Source organism: Streptomyces sp. NPDC020742, from assembly GCF_040641675.1.
GTDB lineage: Bacteria > Actinomycetota > Actinomycetes > Streptomycetales > Streptomycetaceae > Streptomyces.
In genome coordinates this window covers 141291-165615 of sequence record NZ_JBFAEA010000003.1, presented here as the reverse complement: position 1 = coordinate 165615, position 24325 = coordinate 141291, and the positions used below count along the sequence as shown (strand labels likewise).

Sequence of the window (24325 nt, the reverse complement as noted above, 5' to 3'; positions counted from 1 at the left end):
GCCCCGCGCCGGCAACCGCCATACTGCGTGCGATCTTGCTCCCCGCCCCGAAGGGAACGCACGCCGTGTCCTCTCCTGCCGAACCCGCCCTCACACGCACCTCGGTCGCGGTCATCGGAGCCGGTCCCGCCGGGCTCACCACGGCGAACCTGCTGCGTGCCGCCGGCATCGACTGTGTGCTACTGGAGGCGGAGAGCCGGGAGTTCATCGAGCGGCGGCCGCGGGCGGGGTTCGTGGAGGAGTGGGCGGTGCACGCCCTGGCCCGGCACGGGCTGGCCGACCGGATCCTCGAACGTGCCGATACCCAGGCGGAGTTCGAGTTCCGCTTCGACGGTGAGCGGCACACCTTCCGCACCGCGGAGCTGACCGGTCGGCGGCACTTCGTCTATCCGCAGCCCCTGTTGGTCACCGACCTCGCCGCGGCCTATGTGGACCGGGCGGGCGGTGACGTCCGCTTCGGCGTACGGGAGGTCCGGCTGCACGACATCGACGGTGCCCGGCCCGCCGTCTCCTACACCGACCCGGAGACCGGGGCCCGGCACCGCATCGAGTGCGACTTCATCGCCGGGTGCGACGGCGCGCGCGGGGTGAGCCGGGCCGCGATCCCCGCCGGCCGGACGCGGCTGACCCGCTACGACCACGGCGCCGCCTGGCTCGCCCTGCTCGCCGAGGCGCCGCCGTCCGCCGACGGAGTGGTCTTCGGCATCCACGAGCGCGGGTTCGGCGCCCATATGGCCCGCAGCCCCGAGGTCACCCGCTACTACCTCGAGGTCCGGCCGGGGGAGCGGGCCGAGGACTGGCCGCACACCCGGGTGTGGGACGAACTCCAGCTCCGGCTGGCCGCGGCCGTGGCCCGGCCGCTCGCCGAGGGACCGCTACGCGAACGGGTGGTGCTGGACATGCACAACTACGTCGTGGAGCCGATGTCCTACGGCCGCCTCCACCTGGCGGGCGATGCGGCACACCTGGTGGCACCGATCGCCGCCAAGGGCATGAACCTCGCGCTCAATGACGCGCTGCTGCTCGCCGAGGCGCTGATCGCGCACTACCGGGGCGACGACCGGGGCCTGGCCGGCTACTCGCAGGCCGCTCTGCGCCGGGTCTGGCAGTACCTGGAGTTCTCGCAGTGGCTGTCCGAGGTGCTGCACGGCGCCTCGTCCGGCGACCGCTTCCGCGCGGGCACGGCCTCGGCCCGACTGCGGCGGCTGCTGGGCTCACCGTCCGCGGCAAAGGCGTTTGCCGACCTGTATCTGGGTGAGGAAGCTGATCTATGACCGGGAAACGGATCCGTGACCGCAAGCGGATCTGTGACGGAGCGCGGGATGCCGCGTTGAAGTGGTAGAAATTCCGCGAAACGTAAGGTGGATGTACGGAGAAGGGAGACGCCATGTCCTCGAAGCGCCGTCGTAAGAAGAAGGCACGCCGCAAGGGCGCCAACCACGGCAAGCGGCCGCAGTCCTGAGCCGAAGTCCGTGTCCGGCCCGTACACCCCCGGGCCCCGATGGGCTCCCCACGTCCCCGCCCACCAGCGGGACGCGGGGAGCCCACCGCGTTTCCGGGCCACCTACGAGGCGGGCCCCGCGAGCCCGACGCGATCCGAACGACGCACCCTAGGCTCCGAACGACGCACCCTAGGCCCGGGTGAGGGCCTCGGCCACCCGCATCGTCACCTGCTGCTGGGTGGTGTCGCGGCGGACGGGGGTGAACGACAGCACCGCGCTGCGCTGTTGGTCACGGGTGGCGACCATGGCCGAGGCGTAGCCGTACCGCTCACCGGTCTTGCCCCAGAAGGTGATCCCGTTCATCGTCACGGTCTGCAGGCCCGCGCCGTAGCGGGCCGGGCTGCCGTCGAGCATCCGCACCTCGTCCGGCGGCAGGGTGAACATCCGCTGCAGTACGTGGGGCGGCAGGAGTTCGCCGGCGAACAGGGCCGTGACGAAGCGGTCCAGATCGCCGGTGTTGGAGATCATCTCGCCCTCGCCCCAGGCCTCCGACTGGTTGAACTCGGTGATGTCCAGCAGGGATCCGTCGGTCATCGCCAGATAGCCGTGCACATGCGGGCCGTGGATACGGGGGTCGTCGCCGGGCACGGAGGTGTGCCGCAGGCCCAGCGGGCGCAGGATGCGGCTGCCGATCACCTCGCCGTACCGCCGGCCCGTGAGCCGCTCGATCAGCAGTGCCAGCAGGACGTAGTTGATGCCGCGGTACTCCTGCGCGGTGCCCGGGGCGAACTTCATCGGGCCGGGCGGGAGGGTGGCCACGATCCGCCGGGGCGTCCACCGGTCGTAGCGGTGCCGGGCAACGGCCTCCGGGGTGGACAGGTCCGGTACGCCCTGCTCGTCGGGGAGTCCGCTGGTGTGGTTGAGCAACTGCAGCACCGTGACGGGTGGGAACTCCGCCGGCAGCAGGCCCGGCAGATGACGCTGCACCGGTTCCGCCGGCCCGATCCGGCGCTCGGCGACCAGTTGCAGCACCACCGTCGCCACGAACACCTTGGTGATGCTGCCGATGCGGAAGGTGTCCCGCGCCCGGACCGCATGCCCCTCGGCCCGGTCGGCGACCCCGGCGGTGCCGTACCACCGCCCGGCCGAGCCGCTCACCCGCAGCTGGGCGGAGGTCAGCCGGGGATGCTCCAGATCCGCGAGGGCGGCCCGGAGCGCGGGGACGTTCAGCGGGGGGACGGCAGCGGCGGGCGGCACCGGCCTCGGCACCGGCCCGCCCGACGGCCGCGCCGCCGGCCGGGGCGTGGCGGCCCGCGCGGGGCCCGCCGTCGCGGCGACCACCGCACCTGAGAGCGCGGCCCCCACAACTGCCCTGCGTGACAAGGAAGAAGAACGCTCATGTCTCATGACCCTCAGCCTTCCAAGGCACTTGCGCCGGGACCTCAGGGCTTGCCCCGATGCGCCCCTGACCCGCCCCGGACGCGTCCCTGAGAAGCCCCCGCCGCGCCCCGAGTAGAGGTTGCCCTGCCCCCGGTCTAGCGTGGAAGGGAGTGCTCCTTTGCGAGGGGCGCGGAGGGGTGTTGTGATGTCACGTGCCCAGCAGCAGGCGCCGGCCGCCGACAGCAAGCTGTCCCAACTGCTCGACAGCCCCGTCATCGGGATGTCGCCGTGGATCGCGATGTCGATACTGGTCGGGCCGGGCCGCTATGAAGTGGCGGTCGGGGTGTCCCTCGCGCTCGCCGTGGCCCTGGTCGTGGTCGGCCGGATCCACCACCGTGGACGTTCGCTGAAGATCCTGGAGGTCGCCGATGTGGTCTTCTTCGCCGCGATGGCCGTCATCGGCATCTTCGCCTCCCCGGGCATGCTGCGCTGGCTGGAGAATTACTCCGGCGAGGTCTCCAGCATCGCCCTGACGGTGATCGCCCTGGGGTCGATGGCTCTCCGGGTCCCCTTCACGCTGCAGTACGCCCGTGAGCAGACGCCTCCCGAGGTCTGGAACGAGCCGGGGTTCCTGCGCACCAACTACCTCATCACCGGCGCCTGGGGAGCCGCCTTCGCGGTGGCCGCGATAGCCGGTGCCTTCGGCGACCTGGTGCTGCACAACTCGAACAACGTGTGGACCGGTTGGATCATCCAGATCGCGGCCATCATCGTCGCGCTCCAGTTCACCCGCTGGTACCCGGACGTCGTGCGCGCCCGTTCGCGGCGCGAACGCGGGGTGCCCGGACCTCCGGAACCGCCGCTCAGCGCGCTGCTCATCCCGCTGGCCGGCTATCTGACGCCGGTGGGCATCGCGGTCCTCGCCTTCGACGCCGGCCCGCTCTGGCTGGGCGTCGCGCTCATCGTCGTCGGCGTACTGCTGGTCAGATCGCTGAGCCGGACGCCGTCGGCCGAACCCGGTGTGCGAGGGTGAATGGGCCGGGTGAACGGGCCGGGGCAGGCCGGGACCGCGGGGCTTCGTCGCTGGTCGTGCGTGGCGCCGGAGGAAACCCGGACCCTTATGCCCCGGTTGATGAGGGTTGCCAGTCGGTGTCCTAGAATCGCCGGATGATCTTCATTGTCGTCAAGTTCCCCGTCAAGCCCGAGCACGCCGAAGAGTGGCCCCGTCACGTGGAGGCGTTCACCCACGCCACCCGCGCCGAGCCCGGCAACCTGTGGTTCGAGTGGTCCCGCAGCATCGAGGACCCGCACACCTACGTCCTGGTCGAGGCGTTCGAGGACGGCGCCGGCGAGGCGCACGTCAACTCCGACCACTTCCGCGCGGGGCTCGAGACCATGCGCCCGCTGCTGCGCCGCACCCCCGACATCGTGAGCACCACCATCGAGGGTGCGCACGGCTGGAGCGCGATGGGCGAGCTCGCCCTCGACTGACGGCCGGGACCTCCGCGCGACCGGGACCTCCGCGCGACCGGACCTCCGCACGGCCGGGACCTCCGCACGGCGGGTGACCGACGGCGCACGACCCGGCAACCGCACGGCCGGGGCTCGACGGGACGCCCGGCCGTGCGGTTCCGTCGCGCCGGCCCACCGCAGCCCGCCGCAGCCGCCTCAGCCCGCCGAAGGCCCCCGCAGCGCAGCAGAAGCCCGCTCAGCCCACCCGGGCCCCTCAGCCCACCAGGTGCCCGAGGAACCAGTCCCGGGCGAGGTCGGCGACCCGGTTCAGGGTGCCGGGCTCCTCGAAGAGGTGGGTGGCACCGGGCACGATTTCGAGCTGGGTCTCGCAGCGCAGGGCGGCCTCGGCCTCGCGGTTGAGGTCGAGGACCAAGGGGTCGTTGCCGCCGACGATCAGCAGCGTCGGGGCCCGTACGCCGGCCAGCAGCGGCCCGGCGAGGTCGGGCCGGCCGCCGCGGGAGACCACCGCGCCGATGTCGGCCTCGGGGGAGGCGGCGGCCCGCAGCGCCGCCGCGGCGCCGGTGCTGGCGCCGAAGTAGCCGATCGGGACGTCCGCCCGGCCGCGTAGCCATGCGGTGGCGTCGGTCAGCCGCTCGGCGAGCGTCTCGATGTCGAAGACGTTCGCCCGGTTGGCCTCCTCCGCCGGGGTGAGCAGGTCGAAGAGCAGGGTGCCCAGACCGGCCTGGTTCAGCGCCTCGGCGACCAGCCGGTTGCGCGGACTGTGCCGGCTGCTGCCCGAGCCGTGCGCGAACATCACGACGGCCTTGGACCCGTCGGGGAGATGGAGGTCCCCGGTCAGCCGGACCCCGGCGGCGTCGATGGCCACCTCCTCGATCACGTCCCCGCCGTCCGGCACGGACGCCGCGCCGGAGTCGGTGTCCGTCCCGCTCGCGGCCCGCGCCAGCAGGGACACCACGTCCTCGTCCGGGGTCTGGGAGAAGTCCTGGTACCACTCGCCGACGGCGGAGAACCCGAACGGGGTGGAGAGGCAGACGAATTCATCGGCCGCGGTGCGCAGCCGCTCTGCGGCGTCCGGTGGCGCCACCGGCACGGCCAGCACCACCCGGGCCGCGCCCTGCGCCCGTACCACCTCGCACGCGGCCGCCGCCGTGGCGCCCGTCGCGATCCCGTCGTCCACCACGATCGCGGTCCGGCCGTCGAGGGCCAGCCGGGGCCGCCCGTCGCGGAACCGGTGTGCCTGCCGGACCAGTTCCGCCGACTCGGCCTGCTCCACGGCGGCCAGATCGGCCTGTCCCAGCCGGCCACGGCGGACGATGTCGTCGCTGATGACGCGCACCCCGCCCTCACCGATCGCGCCGAAGCCCAGCTCGCGCTGGTAGGGGACCCCCAGTTTGCGGACCACGATCACATCGAGCGGGGCCCGCAGCGCCCGCGCCACCTGGAACGCCACCGGGACGCCGCCGCGCGGCAGGCCCAGGACGATCGGATCCTCCCCCGCCAGGTGCCGTAGCGCTTCAGCCAAGCGCTGCCCCGCGTCCGTACGGTCGGTGAACAGCACAGTGTGTGCACCCCCTACCCCAGGGGAGACGGAAGCCACGTCCACACCTCACTTCGACGAAACCGCAGATACCGGGGCCCTGCAAGTCGGCCGAGCAGCGCCGGGGCGGCCGGGCCCGTACGCGCGGCGGCGCGCGGTGGTGGCCGCCGGCGAGCCGTGGTGACTCCGGGCCGGCCGTGGTTACCGTCGGCACATGGAAGGAATCGGAGCGGTTCTGATCGATATCGACGGTGTGCTGACCGTGTCGTGGCGGGCGCTCCCCGGAACCGTCGCGGCCATGGAGCGGCTGCGCGCCGCCGGGCTCCCGCTGGCGCTGGTCACCAACACCACCTCGCGGACCCGCGCTGCGATCGCCGCGCGGCTGGCCGACGAGGGGTTCCCGGTCGGGCCCGACGACATCCTGACCGCCCCCGCCGTCACCGCCGCCTACCTGCGGGAACACCATCCGGGGGCGCGCTGTCTGCTGATCAGCAGCGGGGACGTGGCGGACGATCTGGCAGAGGTGGAGATCGTCGCTGCGGGCACCCGGGGCGAGGTCGCCGGCGCGGCCCCGGAGGCCGAGGTGGTGGTGTTCGGCGGGGCGGGGGAGGAGTTCGGCTATGCGGCGCTCAACGCCGCCTTCCGGTGCCTGCAGCGCGGTGCCCCGTTGGTCGCCATGCACCGCAACCTGTACTGGCGGACGGCCGGCGGGCTCGATCTGGACACCGGGGCGTTCCTGCTGGGCCTGGAGCGGGCCGCCCGGACCGAGGCGGTGGTCACCGGGAAGCCCTCCGGGGCGTTCTTCGCCGCGGCGCTGGCACATCTGGGCGTCCCCGCCTCCCGGACGCTGATGGTGGGCGACGACATCGAGTCCGATGTGCTGGCCGCCCAGCGCTGCGGGATCACCGGCGTGCTGGTCAGGACCGGCAAGTACCTTCCGGAGACCCACCGGGCGGCCGACGGGTCCCCGGACCACGTGATCGACTCCTTCGCCGAGCTGCCCGCCCTGCTCGCGCGCTGAGCTACGGCGTTTCCTGCTGAGCGACGGCGTTTCCTTCGGAGCTTCGTCGGCTCGCCGAAGCTCCGAAAGAGGCGCCCTACGGCGTGCCCGGGGTGCTGAGTAGCGTGACGATGTCCTCCGCCGCCCAGTAGCCGTGGGCACCGGGGCAGCTCGCCAGATACGCCGCCGCCCGTAGCGGGCTCCAGCCGTGGGCCGTGACGATGCCGGCCGCGATGTGCTCCAGATAGGCGGCGGAGGGCGGGTTGAGGTGCACGGAGGCGTCCGCACTGCTCCAGGGAGCGGTGAAGGTCAGCACCGGTGTGCCGTCCAGCAGCCCGGCGCACACCAGGGTCTCGTAACGGCCCGGGCCGATCCGGGCGCGGCCGTGGGTGAGGACGTCGCTGAGGACCTCGGCGAGGTCGGGGGTGCCGCCCGGCGCGCGCTCCATCTCTTGGGCCGCGATGTCGGAGACCTGCTCGGTGGTCAGCAGGTAGGCGCGGGCCGGGAGTTCGGCCGGGGCGCCGTCGGCGGGCGCCCGGTCGGGGTCGTAGAAGGCCCGGCCGCCGGTCCACACCCGCGATTCGGTGGCGAAGTACAGCAGTCCCGGCAGCATCACCGGGGCGGAGCGGGCCGGGCCGCGCGGGTCCCGGCAGCCGGGGTGGCTGCGTAGCCCGCCGGGCGGCCGGCCGCCGGTGAGGTACGTGGTCAGCCGGTCCAGGTGCATGTTGGAGCCGTACGCGGCGTACCAGAGGTGCGAGGTGCGGCTGAGGTCGTGGACGGTGCCGGAGGTGGCGTCCAGGGGTTCGAGGGGGTGGGGCCGGATCACATCCGCACGGTATGCGACGGCGGTGCCCGCTTCCGGGCACCGGCGCGGGGGTTTTGCCGCGGGCGCGGTGGAGATGCGCACAGCACGGACCGGAACACACCGAGGGGCGGAGGCGCTGTGACGAACGCCAGGTCAGAGCGGAGCGGACGAGCGATATCTGGGGCGGCGAGCCGGCGAGGGCTGCTCGCCGCGACGGCTGCGGCCGGATTAGGGCTGCTCACCGGGTGCGGGGAGGGGGCCGCCCGGGCACCGGGGGCGGCCCCTGCACGCAGCCCCTCATCCGGGTCCGGGGGCGCGCGGACGCCCTCGTCCGGGTCCGGTGTCGGGGAGGCGTCCGGCCGGCCGGGGAGCCCGTCCGGCACCGCGTCCCCGGGCCGTACCGCCCGCCCCGAACCGCCCCGGGGGAAGCCCGAACTCCCGCGTGGCGGGCGGGAGTTGTTCCCCCGCTACCGGCTGGTGGGGTTCTGCGGCCTGCCGGGGGCGGCCGCACTCGGGCGGCTGGGGACCGGCGATCCGGACGAGCGGGCCGCCGAGATCGAGAAGGTGGCCCGCGCGTACGCCGCCGGGCGCGAGCCGCTTCCGGTGCTCGAACTGCTGGCGGTGGTCGCCAACTCCGCGCCAGGGCCGGACGGCAGGTACCGCTCGCGTACGCCGGCCGCCACCATCGGCCGCTTCCACCGGCTGGCGCGCCGGCGGCGGGCGCTGCTGCTGCTGAACATCCAGCCGGGTCGGGCGCCGGTCCTCGACGAGGTCAAGGCGCTGCATGACTGGCTGGTCCATCCGGACGTGGGGATCGCGCTGGACCCGGAGTGGGAGATGGGGCCCGGCCAGGTGCCCGGCGACACCTACGGGCGCACCGACGGCGGTGAGTTGACCCGGGTGGCCCGCTATCTGTCCGGGCTGGTGGCGGAGCACGACCTGCCGGAGAAGCCGCTGGTGTTCCACCAGGTCGCCACGTCCGTCGTACGGGAGCAGTCCGCGCTGCGGCCGCAGCCGGGGGTGGCGCTGATCAAGAGTGCCGACGGCATCGGCTCGCCGGGTATGAAGCGCGGCACCTGGCGGCGGCTGGTGAAGGAGTTGCCCGAGGGGCTGCACACCGGTTTCAAGCTGTTCTACGAGGAGGACGCGGAGGGCGGCAGCCGCCTGATGACGCCCAAGGAGGTGCTGCGTCTCCGGCCGCAGCCGGAGTACGTGATGTACGAGTGACCGGCGGCCGGAGACGCGGGGGCGGGGCGGTGGGGCGTACCCAGGGCTGTGACGTGGGGGCCTAGTACGCGTGCCGTTCCGCCCGGTTCATCCAGGTGGCATAGGCGTTGGCGCCCAGCTCGGGGTACAACTGCTCGACCTTGATGCGGCGTTCGTCGAGCGGCTTGCGGAAGTCCTCGTACTGGAAGGTGTCGTCGAAGCCGATCTTCCGGGTGTCGTCCAGGTCGCAGCTGAAGTACACCGCGTCGATCCGGGACCAGTAGATGGCGCTCATGCACATGGGGCAGGGCGCGCCGCTGATGTAGATCGAGCAGCCCTGGAGCATCCGGGCGCGTTCGGGCACCGGGTCCGGTGAGCCCTCGGGGCGGGGCACGTACTCCAGGGTGCTCTCGTTCGCGCGGGCCGGGGAGATTGACGGGGCCTCGGGGTTCAGGATCTGCACCGCCTTGCGGATGGTCTCCACCTCTGCGTGCGCGGTGGGATCGCCGGTCAGCAGGACGCGGTTCTGTCCGCGGGCGACGATCTCGCCATCGCGGGCGAGCACCGCTCCGAAGGGGCCGCCCCAGCCCTGGTCCACGGACTCGGTGGCCAGCCGTACCGCCTCGGTCATCAGCTCTTTGTGATCCATCTCGGACTCTCCGATCGGCACTGTGTGCCCTCGCGGCGTGGTTCCCGTACGCCCCCGATCGACCAATCGCCCCATTTGCCCTGTAAATTGCTTATGTACTACGCTACCGAAGGTGAGAACTCGTGCAAGCCGTGCTGCCACGGCTGACCACGCCACCGTCGTGACCTCGCAGAAGGTGCGCGACGGTCGGTTCGACGAGTACCAGCGCTGGCAGGACCGCACCAATGACGCCGCCCGCGAATTCGACGGATTCATGGGTGCCGAGGTGTACCCGCCCGGCGCCGGCGACCCCCACGAGTGGGTCGCCGTCTTCCGCTTCTCCGGTATCGACGAGCTGACGGTCTGGCTGGACTCGGCCCGGCGCCGGCAACTCCTCGACGAGGCAAGCGGACTCTTCGAGGGCCCCCCGACCATGGAGGTGCTCCGCGGCGGTAGCCCCGCCGAGGAGTCCCCCGAGGTCGTCACCGCCGTCATCTCCCACGAGGTCCGCCCCGGGAAGGAGCAGGCCTTCCTCCAGTGGCAGGAGAAGGCGCTCAAGGCGCAGGAGAAGGCGCCCGGTTACATGGGTTCGGAGCTCTTCAAACCGGTCAAGAACGTCCAGAAGCACTGGGTCGTGGTCTTCCGGTTCGACTCCCGCCAACACCTCGACGACTGGCTGGGGTCCGACACCCGCAAGGCGCTGCTGGAGGAGGGCCGCTCCTACTTCGTCTCCTACGACGTGCGCACGGTCGGCTCGGCGTTCAGCGGCTGGTTCCGCTTCGACAGCGGCGCCGGTGCCCAAGTACCGCCCAACTGGAAACAGGCGATGTCGGTGCTGCTGGCGCTCTACCCCACCGTGATGGTGCTGACCCTGACGGTGGGTGAGCAGCTGAACTCGGTCAAGTTCCCCCTGTACCTGGCCCTGTTCCTCAGCAACATCCTCAGCGTCAGCGCGCTGACCTGGATCCTGATGCCGTTGGTGAACCGGGCGTTGGCCTTCTGGATGGCACCCGGCCGGATCCGCACCCGCCGGATGCAGGTGCTGGGCTCGGTGGTGGTGGTGCTCTGCTACCTGGTGTCCCTCGTCGCCTTCGGTCTGATCACCCACCATCTGATCCACTGACCCGCCGCCGGCCCGCACCGGCCGTGCACCGAGGAGGTCCCGATGGGCCGATGGACCACGACCCCCGCCACGGACCTGGGAACCGCCCTGCTCCGCCGCGGCGCGCACGGCTACGAGGAGGCCCGGTCCGCCGCGGTGTGGAACGACCGCAAGCCGGATCGCTTCCCCGCCGCCCTCGTGCGGGCCGCCTCCGAGGACGACGTCGTACGGGCCGTCGCCCACGCCCGCGAACGGGGCCTGCGGGTGACGGTCCGCTCCGGTGGCCACAACTGGTCCGGAGCACCGCTCCGCGACGACGCGCTGCTGCTCGATGTCTCCGGGCTCCGGGACCTCGCCCTCACCCCCGGGTCCGACGGCGGCCCGGCGACGGCCACCGTCGGACCCGGGGCCACCGGCCGGGACCTGGTCGCCGCCCTGACCCCGCAGCACCTCGCCTTCCCGGTGGGCCACTGCCCCTCGGTCGCCTTGGGCGGCTTCCTGCTCAGCGGCGGTCTCGGCTGGAACTCCCGGGACTGGGGCGTCTCCTGTGCGGACGTACGGGAGATCCGGGTGGTCACCGCGGCCGGACGGACCGTCGACTGCAGCGAGCGCGAGCACCCCGACCTGTTCTGGGCCGCCCGCGGCGCCGGGCCGGGGTTCTGCGCCGCGGTCACCCGCTTCCGGCTCGCCCTGCACCCCCACCCCGCGTCGATCATGACCACCCGCTACACCTTCCGGATCGCGGAGACGCCCGTACTGACCGGCTGGGCGGAGCCGGTCGTCCGCGGGCTCCCGCCGTACGTCGAGACCTCCTTCGTGCTGACGTCCTGGGGGCCGGCGACCGAGGCCGCCCCCGCGGGACCGCGGATCACCCTGTCCGCCACCGCCTTCGCCGCGTCCGCCGAGCAGGCCCGGCAGGCCCTCGCGCCGCTCGCCGAGGGCCCGTTGGTGGGCCTGGCCGTCGACGAGCAGCCGCCCGTCGCGACCACCTACGCCGGCCTGCACGAGGGCGCCGGGTCCCTCTGGCCGCCGGGACACCGGTACGCCGCGGACACTCTGTGGTCCCGGGAGGGCTACCGCACCCAGCTCAGCCGGATCGCCGACACGGTGGCGCACGCCCCCTCGGACCGGTCCCTGGTGCTGGCGCCGGTGAAGCCGGTGTCGGAGGACCCGGCGCTGCTGCGGAACATGGCGTTCGCCCCGCTCGGCGCGTCCTACCTGGTGGCGTACGCGGTCTGGGACGACCCAGACGAGGACACCGCGCAGGGGCACTGGCTGCAGGACACGATGGCCGCGGCCGACCCGGACGGCGAGGGGCTGCACTACATCGCGGAGACCGACCTGGAGGCCGGTCCCGCCCGGGCCCGCCGCTGCTACCCGCCCGCCACCTGGGAGCACCTCCAGGCGGTCCGGGAGCGCTGGGACCCCGAGGGCCGGTTCCACTCCTACCTCGCCCCGTGAGGGACTCACCCTGTGGGGGGACCTGGCTTACCCGTGAGGGCTCACGCCGTAGGGGCGGGCCCGTACCTCGGCCCCGTACCTCGGCCCCGTACCTCGGCCCCGTACCTCGGCCCCGTACCTCGGCCCCGTGCGGGCGGGCCCACCGCCGGGATCCGGCCGTCGGGCGGGCGGGGACGGCGCCGTGGGGGCACCATGGTGCTGTGCTCCTCGCCGAACTGGCACGGGTGTCCGCCGAGGTCGCGTCGGTCTCCGCGCGGTCGCGGAAGACCGCGCTGCTGGCCGGGCTGTTCCGGGCCGCCACGCCCGAGGACGTGCCCGTGGTCATCCCCTACCTCGCCGGGCGGCTGCCCCAGGGGCGGATCGGCGTCGGCTGGAGCGTGCTGCGCGAGGCGGTGCCGCCGGCCGGTCGGCCCACCCTGACCGTACGCGAGGCGGACGCCGCGCTGACCGGCCTGGCGCAGGTCGCCGGGGCCGGCGCACAGGCCGAACGGCGCCGGCGGGTGCGGCGGCTGCTGGCCGCGGCCACCGCGGAGGAACAGCGCTTCCTGATCGGACTGCTCACCGGGGAGGTGCGGCAGGGCGCGCTGGACGCGCTCGCCGTCGAAGGGCTCGCCGCGGCGACCGGAACCCCCGCCGCCGACGTCCGGCGGGCGGTGATGCTCGCCGGCTCGCTGCCGGACGTCGCACGGGCGCTGCTGGCCGAGGGGCCGCCGGCGCTCGCCGCCTTCCGGCTCACCGTGGGCCGGCCGGTGGGGCCGATGCTCGCGCAGAGCGCCGGGTCGGTGGCCGAGGCGATCGACCGGCTCGGTGCCTGCGCCGTCGAGGAGAAGCTCGACGGCATCCGCGTACAGGTGCACCGGGACGGCCCGGACGTCCGCATCCACACCCGCACCCTGGAGGAGGTCACCGTACGGCTGCCCGAAGTCGTCGACGTGGCACGGGCGTTGCCGGGTGAGCGCTTCATCCTCGACGGGGAGGTGATCGCGCTGGACGACGCCGGACGGCCGGTGCCGTTCCAGCGGGTCGCGGGCCGCTTCGGCTCCCGGGCCGACGTCTCCGCCGCGCGGGCCGCGCTGCCGCTCTCCCCGGTCTTCTTCGACCTGTTGTCGGTCGACGGCAGCGATCTGCTGGAACTGCCGGGCGAGCGGCGGCACGTGGAGCTGGCGAGGCTGGTTCCCGAGCCGCTGCGGGTGCGCCGCTGCGTGGTCGCGGACCCGGCCGACGCGGCGGCCCGCGCCGCGGCCGAGGACTTCTGGTCCCGGACGCTGCGCCGGGGCCACGAGGGCGTGGTGGTCAAGGGGCTCCAGGCGCCCTACCAGGCGGGCCGCCGGGGCGCCGGCTGGCTGAAGGTGAAGCCGGTGCACACCCTCGACCTGGTGGTGTTGGCCGCCGAGTGGGGCCACGGTCGGCGCACCGGCACCCTGTCCAACCTGCACCTCGGGGCGCGCGGCCCGGACGGCGGGTTCGTGATGCTGGGCAAGACCTTCAAGGGATTGACCGACGCGGTGCTCGGCTGGCAGACCGAGCGGTTGCAGCAGCTCGCGGTGGCTGACGACGGCCGTGTGGTGACGGTCCGTCCGGAACTCGTGGTGGAGATCGCCTACGACGGACTGCAGACCTCCTCCCGCTACCCGGCGGGGGTGACCCTGCGCTTCGCGCGGGTGGTCCGCTACCGGGAGGACAAGACCGCGGCCGAGGCGGACACGGTGGAGACCGTACGGGCCGCGCACACCGGAGGGGGAGGGGCCGGTGACGGCTAGTCGGAGCGCCGGGCTGCTGCTGCACCGTTCGGCCGGCGACGGGGTGGAGGTGCTGCTGGCGCACATGGGCGGGCCGCTGTGGTCCCGTCGGGACGCCGGCGCCTGGACGGTGCCCAAGGGCGAGTACGCACCCCCGGAGGAGGCGCTGGACGCGGCGCGCCGGGAGTTCGAGGAGGAGCTGGGCCTGCCGCCGCCCGACGGGCGGTACGTGCCCCTGGGGGACGCCCGCCAGTCGGGCGGCAAGGTGGTGACGGTCTGGGCCGTCGAGGCCGATCTCGACCCGGAGCGGATCGTGCCCGGCACCTTCATCATGGAGTGGCCGCGCGGGTCCGGGACGGTCCGCAGCTTCCCGGAGATCGACCGGGTGGCGTGGTTCCGGCCCGAGGACGCCGCCGCCCGGCTGGTGACGGCTCAACGAGCCTTCCTGGAAAGGCTCGCGGAGCACCTCGCGGGCGGCGGCTGACCCGGCGGCGGCTGACCCGGCGGCGGCTGACCCGGAGACGGCCGGGCCGGACATGGCCGGGCCGGAGAAGACCGGGCGAGCGACGCAGGTGGGCTCAGGGGCGTACCTGGATCTTCCGTCCCTCCCCGCGCCGGAACCGCTCCAGCGCCTCCGCGTACCGGTCCAGCGGCAGCCGGTCGCTGATGAAGACCTCCGGATCGAGGACACCGGCCGCGAACAGCTCGGCGGCCCGCTCGAAGCTGTGCAGCACCGCCATCGAGCCGGTGATGGTGATCTCCTGGTTGTAGATGCGGTACGGCTCGATGGTGGCCCGCGCCGCGTAGTCGGCCACCCCGAACTGCAGGAAGGTGCCGCCCTTCCCGACCCGGCCGAGCGCGTCCTGGATGGCCCGCTCGTTGCCGGTGGCGTCGATGACCACGTCCCAGCCGCGCGGGCGGTCCAGCTCGTCCGCTGACCCGGCAGCGCCGCTGCAGCCCAGGGTGCGGGCGGTGGCCAGCCGTTGCGGGTTGATGTCGACGACGTCCACGCCGGCCGCGCCGGTGCGCTTGGCCAGCTCCAGCATCATCAGGCCCATGGTGCCCGAACCGTAGATCAGCACATGGCTGCCCAACTGCTGGGAGCGCAGGATGTCGTAGCCGCGCACCGCGCAGGAGAGCGGCTCGATCAGGGCGGCGTCCTCGGTGCGGACGTGGTCGGGCAGCCGGACGCAGTTGGCCACCGGGGCGACGGCGAAGTCCGCGGCGCCGCCGGCCGTGGTCACCCCGATCGCCGCCCAGCGCTCGCAGAGGTTGTTGCGGCCGATGCGGCAGTAGTGGCACTCGTAGCAGTACAGCGACGGGTCGACCGCCACCCGGTCGCCCTCGGCCAGCTCGGTGACCGCGCTGCCGGTGGCGACGACCGTCCCGGCGAACTCATGGCCCGGCACCACCGGCAGGGTGGGCGCGAACTCGCCCTGGAGGATGTGCAGATCGGTGCCGCACAGCCCGCAGGCGGCGACCTCCACCACCACCTCGCGGGAGCCGGGCGTGGGGTCCTCGACGGTGGTGACCTCGACCTCACCGGGGGCGCTGATCACTGCGGCTTTCATTTCACGGCTCCAAGCGACAGGCCCTGGACGAGTTTGTCCTGGGCGGCGAATCCGGCGACGATCACCGGGAGGGAGATGACGGTGGCGGCGGCACACACCTTGGCCAGGAACAGGCCCTGACTGGTGACCAACCCGGTCAGGAACACCGGCGCGGTGCCCGCCACGACCCCGGTCAGCACCCGGGCGAACAGCAGCTCGTTCCAGCTGAAGATGAAGGAGATCAGCGCCGTGGCGGCGATGCCGGGCAGGGCGACCGGAGCGACGATCCGGGTCAGGGTGGTGGTCAGGCCCGCCCCGTCGATCGAGGCGGCCTCCAGAATCTCCGCCGGGACCTCGGCGAGGAACGAGCGCATCATCCACACCGCGATCGGCAGGTTCATCGAGGTGTAGAGGATGACCAGCAGCCAGATGCTGTCCAGCAGGTGGGCGTTCTGCGCGACCAGGTAGACCGGCAGCAGCCCGGCCACCAGCGGCAGCATCTTGGTGGACAGGAAGAAGAAGAGCACATCGCTCCACTTGCGCACCGGCTTGATGGCCAGCGCGTAGGCAGCCGGCACGGCCAGCACCAGCACCAGCAGGGTGGCGACCACCGACGCGGTCAGCGAGTTGACCAGCGGTGGCCAGGGGCTGACGCCGCCGTCCGCGCCGAAGAACGCCTGGTAGCCGTGCAGGGTGAGCCCGGCACCCAGGCTCGGCGGGTTGGTCGCCGCGTCCGTCTCGCTGTGGAAGGACGTCAGCACCATCCAGGCGACCGGCAGGAAGAAGGCGGTCCCGCACAGCCAGGCCACCAGGCCCAGCAGCCGTCCGGGGCGCCGTCGGCGCGGGGGTGCGGGGGTGGGCAGGGCGCTCATCGGACGGACTCCTCGCGCAGCAGGGACGACACGGTGCGCAGCGCCAGCGTGGCCACGACCAGCGAGCACGCCACCACGACCACGCCCTGTGCGGACGCCCGCCCGTAGTCGTGGGCCTGGTAGAAGGTCTGGTAGATGGTGTACGGCAGGTTGGCGGTGCCCAGACCGCCGGAGGTCAGGGTGAACACCGCGTCGAAGTTCTGGACGACATAGACGGTGCCCAGCAGCGCGGCCAGCTCCAGGTAGCGGCGCAGGTGCGGCAGGGTCAGGTAGCGGAAGATGTCGAAGGCGGTGGCCCCGTCCATCCGGGCCGCCTCGACCGCGTCGGTCGCCCGGCTCTGCAGCCCGGCCAGCAGGATCAGCATCATGAACGGCGTCCACTGCCAGATCAGGGACAGCTCCACCGCGGCCAGCGGGGCGTGGGTCATCCAGTCCGGCTGCGGCGGGCTGTCGCTGCCGAACAGCCCCCATATCCAGGTCAGTACGCCGTTGATCAGCCCGTACGAGGCGTTGTAGAGGGCGTGCTTCCACAGCAGGGCGGAGGCCACCGGTACGACCAGGAAGGGCGTGATCAGCAGGGTGCGGACGATGCCCCGGCCGCGGAACTTCCGGTCCAGCAGCAGCGCCAGACCCAGCCCCAGCAGCAGGCTCACCAGCACCACGGTCACCGTCAGCAGCACCGTGGTGCCCACCGAGCTGCGCAGCGCCGGATCGGTCAGCACCGCCCGGTAGTTGTCGAAGGCGGCGAAGCCCCGGTGGTCGGGCGCCAGCGCGTTCCAACGGGTGAAGGAGATCACCACGGTGGCCACGAAGGGGAGTTGGGTGACGACGATCAGGAAGACCAGCGCGGGCAGCAGGGGCGCCCGGCGGGCCCAGTCGGCGGCCCGGCCGGTGCGGCGGGTACGGGTGGCCGGCGGACGGCCGGGGGCGGTGGGCGCGGTGCCGCGGGGCGGCTCAGTGGTCTGCGTAGGCATCGGTCACCTCCTGGGCCGGGCGCCGGCTGTTGCGGAGGGCCTCGGCCACGCTCTGCTTGCCGGCCAGGGCCGCGCTGATCTCCTGGGAGACCTTGGTGCCCAGGTCGGAGAACTCCGGGATGCCGACGAACTGGATCCCGGGTGCGGGGCGCGGCTGGACACCGGGGGCGTCCGGCCGGGCCGCGGTGATGGCCCGCTCGGTCGGACCGGCGAAGGCCCGGGCGGAGCGGAGGTAGTCGGGGTTGCGGTACAGCGAGGCGCGCTTGCCGCCGGGGACCCTGGACCAGCCCAGCTCCCGGCCCACCAGACGCTCGTACGACGCGCTGGAGGCCCAGCGGACGAACCGCCACGCCGCGTCCTGGTGCGTACTGGCCTTCTGGATGCCCCACGCCCAGGTGTAGAGCCAGCCCGCGTTGCGGGTCCGCTCCACCGGGGCGGGGGCGTAGCCGATCTTGCCGGCGACCTTGGAGTCGCGGCTCTCCAGCGAGCCGGCGCCGGCGGTCGCGTCGTACCACAGGGCGACCTTGCCCTGCTGCATGTCGTTGAGGCACTCGGTGTACCCGGCCTGCGGTGCGCCCGCCTCGCCGTGCCGGCGGACCAGGTCGACGTAGAAGCGGGTGGCCCGGGCGAACTCCGGGCGGTCTACGCCGGTCCGCCAGTCCTTGGTGAACCACGTCCCGCCGAAGGTGTTCACCACGGTCGTCAGCGGGGCGATCAGCTGGCCCCAGCCGGGCTGGCCGCGCAGGCAGATCCCCTTCATGCCCGTGCGGAAGCCGTCCAACTTGGCCGCCATGGCGGCGACCTGGTGCCAGGTGGGGTGGGCCGGCATGGTCAGCCCGGCGGCCTTGAGCAGGTCCTTGCGGTACATCAGGAACGAGGACTCACCGTAGAACGGCTGGGCGTAGACCTTGCCGTCGGCGGCGGTCAGGGAGGCCCGCACCGGCGGGAGGAGGTCGCCCTGGTCGAAGGAGCGGTCGTGGGCGGCCTTGGCACCCAGGTCGGTCAGCCAGCCGTTGCGGGCGTAGATCGGGGTCTCGTAGTTGCTCAGGCTGGCCACGTCGTACTGGCCGGCCTGGCTGGAGAAGTCCTGGCTCATCTTGTCGCGCAGGTCGTCCTCCGGCAGCACGGTGAAGTTCACCTTGATGCCGGTCTCCTTGGTGAAGTGCGCGGCGGTCAGCCGCTGGAGGTCCACCATCTGCGGGTTGTTGACCATCAGGACGTTGAGGGTGTTCTTCCCGCTGTTGCCCACGTCGCCGGCGCCGCGGTAGCAGCCGGTGGCCGACAGGGACAGGGACAGCGCCAGGGCGACGGCGGCCGGCGCGGTGGCGCGTCGGCCGCGGCGCGCTCCGGGGGATCGTGCTCGCACGGCTCTTACCTCTCTGGGGGACGGGGAGGAGGGGACGGGGGTGGGGATGGGGGTGGGTGTTGCGTGGGGTGGTGGGCCCGGCGGCGGGCGCGGAGCCGCGTCCGGGTACGTCGGGGTGACGCGCGGAGCCCGGGGCGGCCTGCGTGCGGTACGGGGGCGGTGTGGAGTGTGGTGTGTCGGTGGGGAGCGGTGGGGTTACGGGGCCGTGGGCCGGGCGGGCCCGCTCCGGGTCAGACCCGGAGCACCTGCGGTCCCAGCAGGGAGTAGCGGTGTGCCTCCGGCGCGGACAGCCCCGCGTCGGTGACGATCGTGTCGAAGTCGCCGACCTCGGCGAACCGGCAGAAGCTGCTGGCGCCGAACTTGTGGTGCACCCCGACCAGCACCCGTCGCCGCGAGGAGCGGACGGCCTGCTCCTTCACCTCGGCGACCGCCGGATCGGGGGTGGTCAGACCGTGTTCCCGGGAGATGCCGTTGGCGCCCAGGAAGGCCAGGTCGATCACGAACCGGGCGAGCATGTCCCGGGCCCAGGACCCGACCGTCGCCTGCGTCCCGGCGCGGACCCGGCCGCCGGCCAGCAGAACGGTCGTCGACTCGGCCTCCGCGACCAGCGACGCGGTGCGCAGCGAGGCGGTGAGCACGGTCAGCGGACGGTCGGTCGGCAGCAGCGTGGCGACCAGTTCCGGGGTGTAGCCCTCGTCGACGAAGACCGTCTCGGCCGTGCCGACCAGCGCCGCCGCTGCCGTGGCGATCCGGTGCTTCTCGGCCACCTGCTCGGTCTCCCGCCGGGCCAGCGTGGTCTCGAAGCCGGCGCTCTCGACCGGGTAGGCCGCGCCATGGGTGCGCCGGACCAGGCCCCGGCGCTCCAGCTCGCTCAGGTCCCGGCGGACGGTCTCGCGGGCGACCCCGAACTCCGACGCGGCCTCGGCGACCTCGACCCGGCCGGACTGCCGGGCGAGGGCGAGCATGCGGTGCTGGCGTTCCTCGGCCCTCATGGCGCACTCCTGCCTTGTTGCTGGGGGATGTCCGTCGTCCGTTCGGTCACGGGGGTGCCCGTTTCCGCCCGCCTCAGGTTTATAGCAACCGGGGTCCTGTGAGTAGCTGCCCGTCGGCGTACTAATCCTGACTGTTTTTGCCCGTTTCTCGCTGTAGCGGGCGCGGTCGGTGGCCCGACGCCCGCCCGGTACGCCCCGTGGACGCGCCCGCCGGCGGCCCGGGACCCCGCTCACGCTGCCGAGCCGCCGCGGTGGTGCGGTGCCCGGCGGCGCTTACTCTGGACGCCATGAGCTCGGAGATGCGGTCGTTGGCGGTCACTGCGATCGTTCAGGCGGAGGAGTGCGCGGTGCTGCGCGTCAGCGGGGAGCTGGACCTCCGCACCGAGCAGGCCTTTCTCGCCGAGGCCCGGTCGGTGGTCTCGGCCGGGCACCGCTTCCTCGTGCTCGACCTGACCGCCCTGCGCTTCTGCGACTCCCGCGGGCTGAGCTGTCTGCTCGCCCTGGAGTGGCTGTGCCGGCGGCTGGAGGGGCGGCTGCTGCTGGCGTCGCTCGGCGTCCGGATGTTGCGGCTGCTGGTCGGCACCCAGTCCCTGGGCGTCTTCTCCTGCTACCCGACGGTCGGCCACGCCCTCGCCGCGGTCCCCGACGGAAGCCGCCCCGCCTGGCCGCCGGTGGAGGGCGACCCGTCCGTGTGAAGGGCCGGTTCGCGCGGGTGACGGTCCGGGCGAAGGCTCCGCGCCAAGGTCCGGGCGACGGACAGGCTCAACCCGGCTGGGCGCCGACTGCCCCGTCGACCCGTCCGGCCGGCTGATCCGCCCGGGCCGGCTGATCCGCCCGGGCCGGCTGACCCGCCCAGCCGGCTGATCCACCCGTCTTGCCGACCCGCCCGGCCTGCCGACGCGCCAGCTCGCCGGCCCCCGCCCACGCGCTACGGCGCCGCGCCCTCCCGCAGTGCGTCGATCAGCGCCGCCACCGAGGGCCGCCGGCGCGCCGTGGCACCGACCGCGACCACGATGTGCCGCTCCACCCGGTCCCTGAGCGGCACCGGGACGATGCCCTCCGACCGCAGCCGCAGCATCAGCTCGGTCAGCGGCGCCACCCCCAGCCCCGCCCCGACCATCGCCAGCGAGGTGGCGGTGTCGGTCACCTCATGGGCCACCCGCGGCTCGAAACCCGCCCGTCGGCACACCGCCCGGATCGCCTGCCCGTAGTACGACCCGGGAGCCGGCAGGATCCAGTCCCACCCGGCCGCCTCGGCCAGCCGCAGCGGCGCCCCGCCGCTCCCCGCGGCCCGCGCCTCCCACGGCGCGTGCCCACCGGGCACCGCCAACGAGAACCGCTCGGTGCGCAGCCGCACCAGCTCCACCGCGCCGTCCCGGACGATCGGCGCATCGGGATGGTCCAGCCCGAGGGCCAACTCCACCCGTCCGGCGCACACCTCCGCGTACGCCTGGTCGACCTCGACCTCGCGGCTCTCCACCCGCACCCCCGGGTGCCGTACGGAGAGCCGGTGCAGCGCCGGCGGCAGCAGCACCGCCGCCGCGGTGCCGAAGACGCCCAGCCGCAGCCGCGCCCGCAGTTCACCCCTGCTGTGCTCCAGGGCCGCCACCGCCTCGGCCTGCGCGGCCAGGATGCGCTCGGCGTGGACCGCGAGGGTGAGCCCGGCGTCCGTCAGCGCCACCCGGCGACCGCTCCGGCGGACCAGCTCGGTGCCGGTGGCCCGCTCCAGTGCCGCGATGTGCTGGGAGACCGCGCCCGGCGTATAGCCCAGGGCCGCGGCGGCCGCGGTCATCGTGCCGCTGCGGGTCAGCTCCAGCAGCGTCCTGAGCTGGACCGCCGGCAATTCCATGCCCGCACCCTACCCGCGGGCGCCGCCCGGCCCGAGCCCCCGGCATTCGGCGAAACCCCGTAATGCGCAGAACCGTTAACAGATCACGTCCAGCAACTCTGCATGGACGCGGCCCGACCCGCCCGGCACCATCGAGTCCACCGGTGCACGGCGCGCCACCGGGACCGGCACATCCCCCAATCCTCCGTACCTCCCCGTTCCTCCGTCCCCCTCCGTCCCCTCCCTCCGTCCGTCCGGAACAAGCAGACGGGAAAGGCGGCCCGGATGGCTCCCACCCCCGCCTCGGCCCCGGCCCAGGCCCCCCTCCCCGAACGCGCCGACGTCGTGATCATCGGCGGCGGCGTCATCGGGGCGAGCATCGCCTTCCACCTCGCCGAGGCGGGCGTCGCCCGGGTGCTCCTTCTGGAGCGCGACCGGCCCGCGTCCGGCTCGTCCGGCAAACCGCTCGGCGGCGTCCGCGCCCAGTTCTCCGACCCGCTCAACATCCGCCTCGGCCTGCGCAGCCTGGCCGCCTGGCGGGACTTCGCCCAGCGGCCCGGCGCCGATGTCGGACTGTGCCCGGTCGGGTACCTCTTCCTCCTGGGCGACGAGCACGAACTCGCCACCTTCGGCGAGGGAGTAGCGACCCAGAACGCCCATGGCGTGCCCAGCCGCATCCTCACCCCGCACGAGGCCCATGCGCTGTGCCCCTATCTTGACCCGGGCAGCATCGTCGCCGCCGCCTACTCGCCCACCGACGGCTATGCGCTGCCCGGCGCCGCGGTCACCGGCTATCTGCGTGCGGCCCGCCGGCTCGGCGCGACCGTCCGCAGCCACTGCCCGGTCACCGCCTTGGAGACCGCGGACGGCGCCCTCCAGGCGGTGCACACCCCGTACGGCACCGTCCGCACCGACACCGTCATCTGCTGCGCGGGCGCCTGGTCCGCCGCGGTCGGCGCGATGGCCGGGGTCGAGCTGCCCGTCACCCCGCTGCGCCGGCAGATCGCCTTCACCGGCCCGCTGCGCCCGGCGCCGCCCCGCATCCCCTTCACCCTCGACTACTCCTCCACCCTCTACTTCCACAACGACACCGCCGGCGGGCTGCTGATGGGCCTCTCCGACCCCGCTCAACAGCCCGGATTCCAGCGGGAGTTCACCCGGGAGTGGCTGACCCCGTTCCGGGCCGCCGCCGCCCGCCGGGCACCGGACCTCGCCCGCCTCCCGGTCGTCGACGGCTGGGCCGGCCTCTACGAGATGACCCCCGACCGCAACGCCCTGATCGGCGAGGCGGCCCGCCCCGGCCGGTTCCTGTACGCCACCGGCTTCTCCGGCCACGGCTTCCTGCAGGCCCCCGCCGTCGGGGAGACGGTCCGCGACCTCTACCTGGGCCGGCAGCCGGACCTCGACGTCGGCCCACTCGCCGCCACCCGCTTCGACGACTCCGCGGCGCCCGTCGCCCGCCCCGAGGCCCACATCATCTGACCCCGTCCGCCCACTCACCCCCGGAGCTGCGTATGGTCCCCACCTGGCAACTGCGCGCCGCCTTCGCCCACCGGCTCTCCGCCATGTACGGCACCGAAGTCCCCGCGTACACCACCCTGTTGGAGGTCGCCGGACGGGTGAACGACGAGGTCGCGGCGCGCGACCCGGACGCCGCCCGGCTCGGCAGCTTGGACCGGGTCACCGCCGAACGCCACGGCGCCATCCGCGTCGGCACCCCGGACGAACTCCGGCAGGCCGCCCAGATCTTCGCCGCCCTCGGCATGCGGCCGGTCGGCTGCTACGACCTGCGGGACGGCGAGGGCGCGGTACCCGTCGTCTCCACCGCCTTCCGGCCCACCGACGGCGAGGAACTCGACCGCAACCCCTTCCGGGTCTTCACCTCCCTGTTGACCACCGGCGACCGCCGTTTCTTCGACCCCGACCTGCAAGCCCGCCTCGAGGCCTTCCTCGCCCGCCGTACGCTCTTCCCGCCGGAGCTGCTCACCCTCGCCGAACGCGCCGAGGAGGCGGCCGGACTCCCACCGGCCCAGGCCGAACGCTTCCTCACCCTCGCGGTCGCCGCGTTCGAACTCTCCCCGGAGCCCGTCGACCGCGCCTGGTACACCGAGCTGGAGCGGGTCTCCGCCGTCGCCGCCGACATCGGCGGGGTGACCGCCACCCACATCAACCACCTCACGCCCCGCGTCCTGGACATCGACGCGCTCTACCGGCGGATGGGCGAGCGCGGCATCACCATGATCGACCGGATCCAGGGGCCGCCGCGCTGGGAGGGCCCCGACGTCCTGCTGCGCCAGACCTCCTTCCGGGCCCTGGCCGAACGTCGGACGTTCCGCGAGCCCGACGGCGGCCACACCGACGGCTCGCTACGGGTCCGCTTCGGCGAGGTCGAGGCCCGCGGCATCGCGCTGACCCGCGCCGGCCGGGCCCGCTACGACCACCTGATGGCCGAGACCGACCGCCGGATGGCGCTGGACCCCGACGCCGACCGGCAGGAGACGGCCCGCGCCCTGTGGCGCCGCGGCTTCCCCGCGACCGAACACCAACTCGCCGTCGAGCACCAGGCGTTCTTCACCTACCGTCCGGTCACCGGGCGCCCCCGGGACGGCCGGTGCCCGCCCGCCGACCTGGCCGGGCTGCTCCGGCACGGCTGGCTGACTGCCCACCCCGTCGTCTACGAGGACTTCCTGCCCCGCTCCGCCGCCGGCATCTTCCGCTCCAACCTGACCGAGGAGGGCACCCGCGACGCGGGACGCGCGGGCACCCCCTTCGACGCACGTCGCCTCGCCGAGGCGATCGGCCGCCCGGTGCTCGATCCGTTCACGCTCTCCGCACAGCAGCAGGAGCGTTCGCTGCGGCAGGCGCTGGACACCCTCCGGGCCGGCCCCGCGCTCCAGGCGCTGGACGACGGCGAACTGATCGCCCCCGACCCGCCTCCCGACCCGGCCCCCGCCCTCTGACCCCCGGCCC

General features: G+C 73.6%; 22 protein-coding genes. 12 read left to right on the top strand and 10 right to left on the bottom strand.

All coding sequences use genetic code 11. The annotated features are described in order from the left end of the window. Positions 1–65 precede the first annotated feature (65 nt). The gene (locus tag AB0G84_RS08185; protein WP_361317244.1) at positions 66–1274 is read left to right on the top strand and encodes a 4-hydroxybenzoate 3-monooxygenase; all 1209 of its coding nucleotides are present in this window, start codon (positions 66–68) and stop codon (positions 1272–1274) included. Positions 1275–1631: 357 nt separating this feature from the next. Here the strand turns inward: AB0G84_RS08185 and AB0G84_RS08180 are convergent, their stop codons facing one another. Next, positions 1632–2699 carry a serine hydrolase domain-containing protein gene (locus AB0G84_RS08180; RefSeq protein WP_361317241.1) on the bottom strand — a complete coding sequence of 356 codons (1068 nt, stop codon included), beginning with the start codon at positions 2697–2699 and terminating at the stop codon, positions 1632–1634. 328 nt (positions 2700–3027) lie between these two features. Here AB0G84_RS08180 and AB0G84_RS08175 point away from each other — a divergent pair, with 328 nt between their 5' ends. Next, positions 3028–3855, top strand: coding sequence for a hypothetical protein (locus AB0G84_RS08175; RefSeq protein ID WP_361317238.1), 828 nt, complete (start codon positions 3028–3030; stop codon positions 3853–3855). 134 nt (positions 3856–3989) lie between these two features. Continuing rightward, entirely contained in the window at positions 3990–4313 is a 324-nt protein-coding gene (locus AB0G84_RS08170) for a putative quinol monooxygenase (protein WP_361317236.1), read from the top strand. Positions 4314–4548: 235 nt separating this feature from the next. Here the strand turns inward: AB0G84_RS08170 and AB0G84_RS08165 are convergent, their stop codons facing one another. Next, entirely contained in the window at positions 4549–5853 is a 1305-nt protein-coding gene (locus AB0G84_RS08165) for an alpha/beta family hydrolase (RefSeq protein WP_361317234.1), read from the bottom strand. 193 nt (positions 5854–6046) lie between these two features. Between AB0G84_RS08165 and AB0G84_RS08160 the strand changes: the two genes are divergently transcribed. Next, positions 6047–6853, top strand: a complete 807-nt coding sequence (locus AB0G84_RS08160; RefSeq protein WP_361317231.1) for an HAD-IIA family hydrolase — start codon at positions 6047–6049, stop codon at positions 6851–6853. 76 nt (positions 6854–6929) lie between these two features. Here AB0G84_RS08160 and AB0G84_RS08155 read toward each other — a convergent pair whose 3' ends face one another. Continuing rightward, a complete protein-coding gene (locus AB0G84_RS08155) occupies positions 6930–7556 on the bottom strand; it encodes a histone deacetylase (RefSeq protein WP_361317827.1) in 627 nt (208 codons plus the stop codon). Between the two features lie 537 nt (positions 7557–8093). On the opposite strand from AB0G84_RS08155, the gene AB0G84_RS08150 reads away from it, so the two are divergent. After that, complete coding sequence (locus tag AB0G84_RS08150; protein ID WP_361317228.1) at positions 8094–8864, top strand: hypothetical protein; 771 nt, start codon at positions 8094–8096, stop codon at positions 8862–8864. Between the two features lie 61 nt (positions 8865–8925). On the opposite strand, the gene AB0G84_RS08145 is transcribed toward AB0G84_RS08150, so the two are convergent. Further along, on the bottom strand, positions 8926–9492 hold the full coding sequence (locus tag AB0G84_RS08145; RefSeq protein WP_361317225.1) for a nucleoside deaminase: 567 nt from the start codon (positions 9490–9492) through the stop codon (positions 8926–8928). Positions 9493–9604: 112 nt separating this feature from the next. On the opposite strand from AB0G84_RS08145, the gene AB0G84_RS08140 reads away from it, so the two are divergent. From AB0G84_RS08140 to AB0G84_RS08125, 4 genes are all read left to right on the top strand, one after another. Continuing rightward, positions 9605–10594 carry an antibiotic biosynthesis monooxygenase gene (locus tag AB0G84_RS08140; RefSeq protein WP_361317222.1) on the top strand — a complete coding sequence of 330 codons (990 nt, stop codon included), beginning with the start codon at positions 9605–9607 and terminating at the stop codon, positions 10592–10594. A 42-nt stretch (positions 10595–10636) separates the two neighbouring features. After that, positions 10637–12034: an FAD-binding oxidoreductase gene (locus AB0G84_RS08135; RefSeq protein ID WP_361317219.1), complete on the top strand. Its 1398-nt coding sequence runs from the start codon at positions 10637–10639 to the stop codon at positions 12032–12034. Between the two features lie 200 nt (positions 12035–12234). Beyond that, complete coding sequence (locus tag AB0G84_RS08130; RefSeq protein ID WP_361317217.1) at positions 12235–13794, top strand: ATP-dependent DNA ligase; 1560 nt, start codon at positions 12235–12237, stop codon at positions 13792–13794. Then, entirely contained in the window at positions 13784–14257 is a 474-nt protein-coding gene (locus tag AB0G84_RS08125) for an NUDIX domain-containing protein (protein ID WP_361317215.1), read from the top strand. Before AB0G84_RS08130 ends, AB0G84_RS08125 begins: the two co-directional genes overlap by 11 nt. Before the next feature lie 94 nt (positions 14258–14351). Here the strand turns inward: AB0G84_RS08125 and AB0G84_RS08120 are convergent, their stop codons facing one another. The 5 genes from AB0G84_RS08120 to AB0G84_RS08100 form a co-directional block, all read right to left on the bottom strand. Next, on the bottom strand, positions 14352–15344 hold the full coding sequence (locus tag AB0G84_RS08120) for a zinc-dependent alcohol dehydrogenase family protein (protein WP_361317213.1): 993 nt from the start codon (positions 15342–15344) through the stop codon (positions 14352–14354). Continuing rightward, complete coding sequence (locus AB0G84_RS08115) at positions 15341–16195, bottom strand: carbohydrate ABC transporter permease (protein ID WP_361317210.1); 855 nt, start codon at positions 16193–16195, stop codon at positions 15341–15343. The genes AB0G84_RS08120 and AB0G84_RS08115 overlap by 4 nt, the downstream gene beginning before the upstream one ends. Continuing rightward, positions 16192–17169: a sugar ABC transporter permease gene (locus AB0G84_RS08110; RefSeq protein WP_361317208.1), complete on the bottom strand. Its 978-nt coding sequence runs from the start codon at positions 17167–17169 to the stop codon at positions 16192–16194. Before AB0G84_RS08110 ends, AB0G84_RS08115 begins: the two co-directional genes overlap by 4 nt. Further along, complete coding sequence (locus AB0G84_RS08105; RefSeq protein WP_361317825.1) at positions 17150–18472, bottom strand: sugar ABC transporter substrate-binding protein; 1323 nt, start codon at positions 18470–18472, stop codon at positions 17150–17152. Before AB0G84_RS08105 ends, AB0G84_RS08110 begins: the two co-directional genes overlap by 20 nt. Positions 18473–18765: 293 nt before the next feature. After that, complete coding sequence (locus tag AB0G84_RS08100) at positions 18766–19527, bottom strand: DeoR/GlpR family DNA-binding transcription regulator (RefSeq protein WP_361317205.1); 762 nt, start codon at positions 19525–19527, stop codon at positions 18766–18768. Between the two features lie 287 nt (positions 19528–19814). Here AB0G84_RS08100 and AB0G84_RS08095 point away from each other — a divergent pair, with 287 nt between their 5' ends. After that, positions 19815–20222 (top strand): STAS domain-containing protein, encoded by a 408-nt coding sequence (locus tag AB0G84_RS08095; protein WP_361317202.1) that lies wholly within the window; start codon positions 19815–19817, stop codon positions 20220–20222. Positions 20223–20455: 233 nt separating this feature from the next. Here the strand turns inward: AB0G84_RS08095 and AB0G84_RS08090 are convergent, their stop codons facing one another. Then, positions 20456–21376, bottom strand: coding sequence for a LysR family transcriptional regulator (locus tag AB0G84_RS08090; protein ID WP_361317199.1), 921 nt, complete (start codon positions 21374–21376; stop codon positions 20456–20458). Positions 21377–21640: 264 nt separating this feature from the next. Between AB0G84_RS08090 and AB0G84_RS08085 the strand changes: the two genes are divergently transcribed. Together AB0G84_RS08085 and AB0G84_RS08080 are read left to right on the top strand one after the other, a co-directional pair. After that, positions 21641–22837: an FAD-binding oxidoreductase gene (locus tag AB0G84_RS08085; RefSeq protein WP_361317196.1), complete on the top strand. Its 1197-nt coding sequence runs from the start codon at positions 21641–21643 to the stop codon at positions 22835–22837. Between the two features lie 32 nt (positions 22838–22869). Beyond that, positions 22870–24315 (top strand): DUF1338 family protein, encoded by a 1446-nt coding sequence (locus AB0G84_RS08080; protein ID WP_361317194.1) that lies wholly within the window; start codon positions 22870–22872, stop codon positions 24313–24315. The last annotated feature ends 10 nt before the right edge of the window (positions 24316–24325 follow it).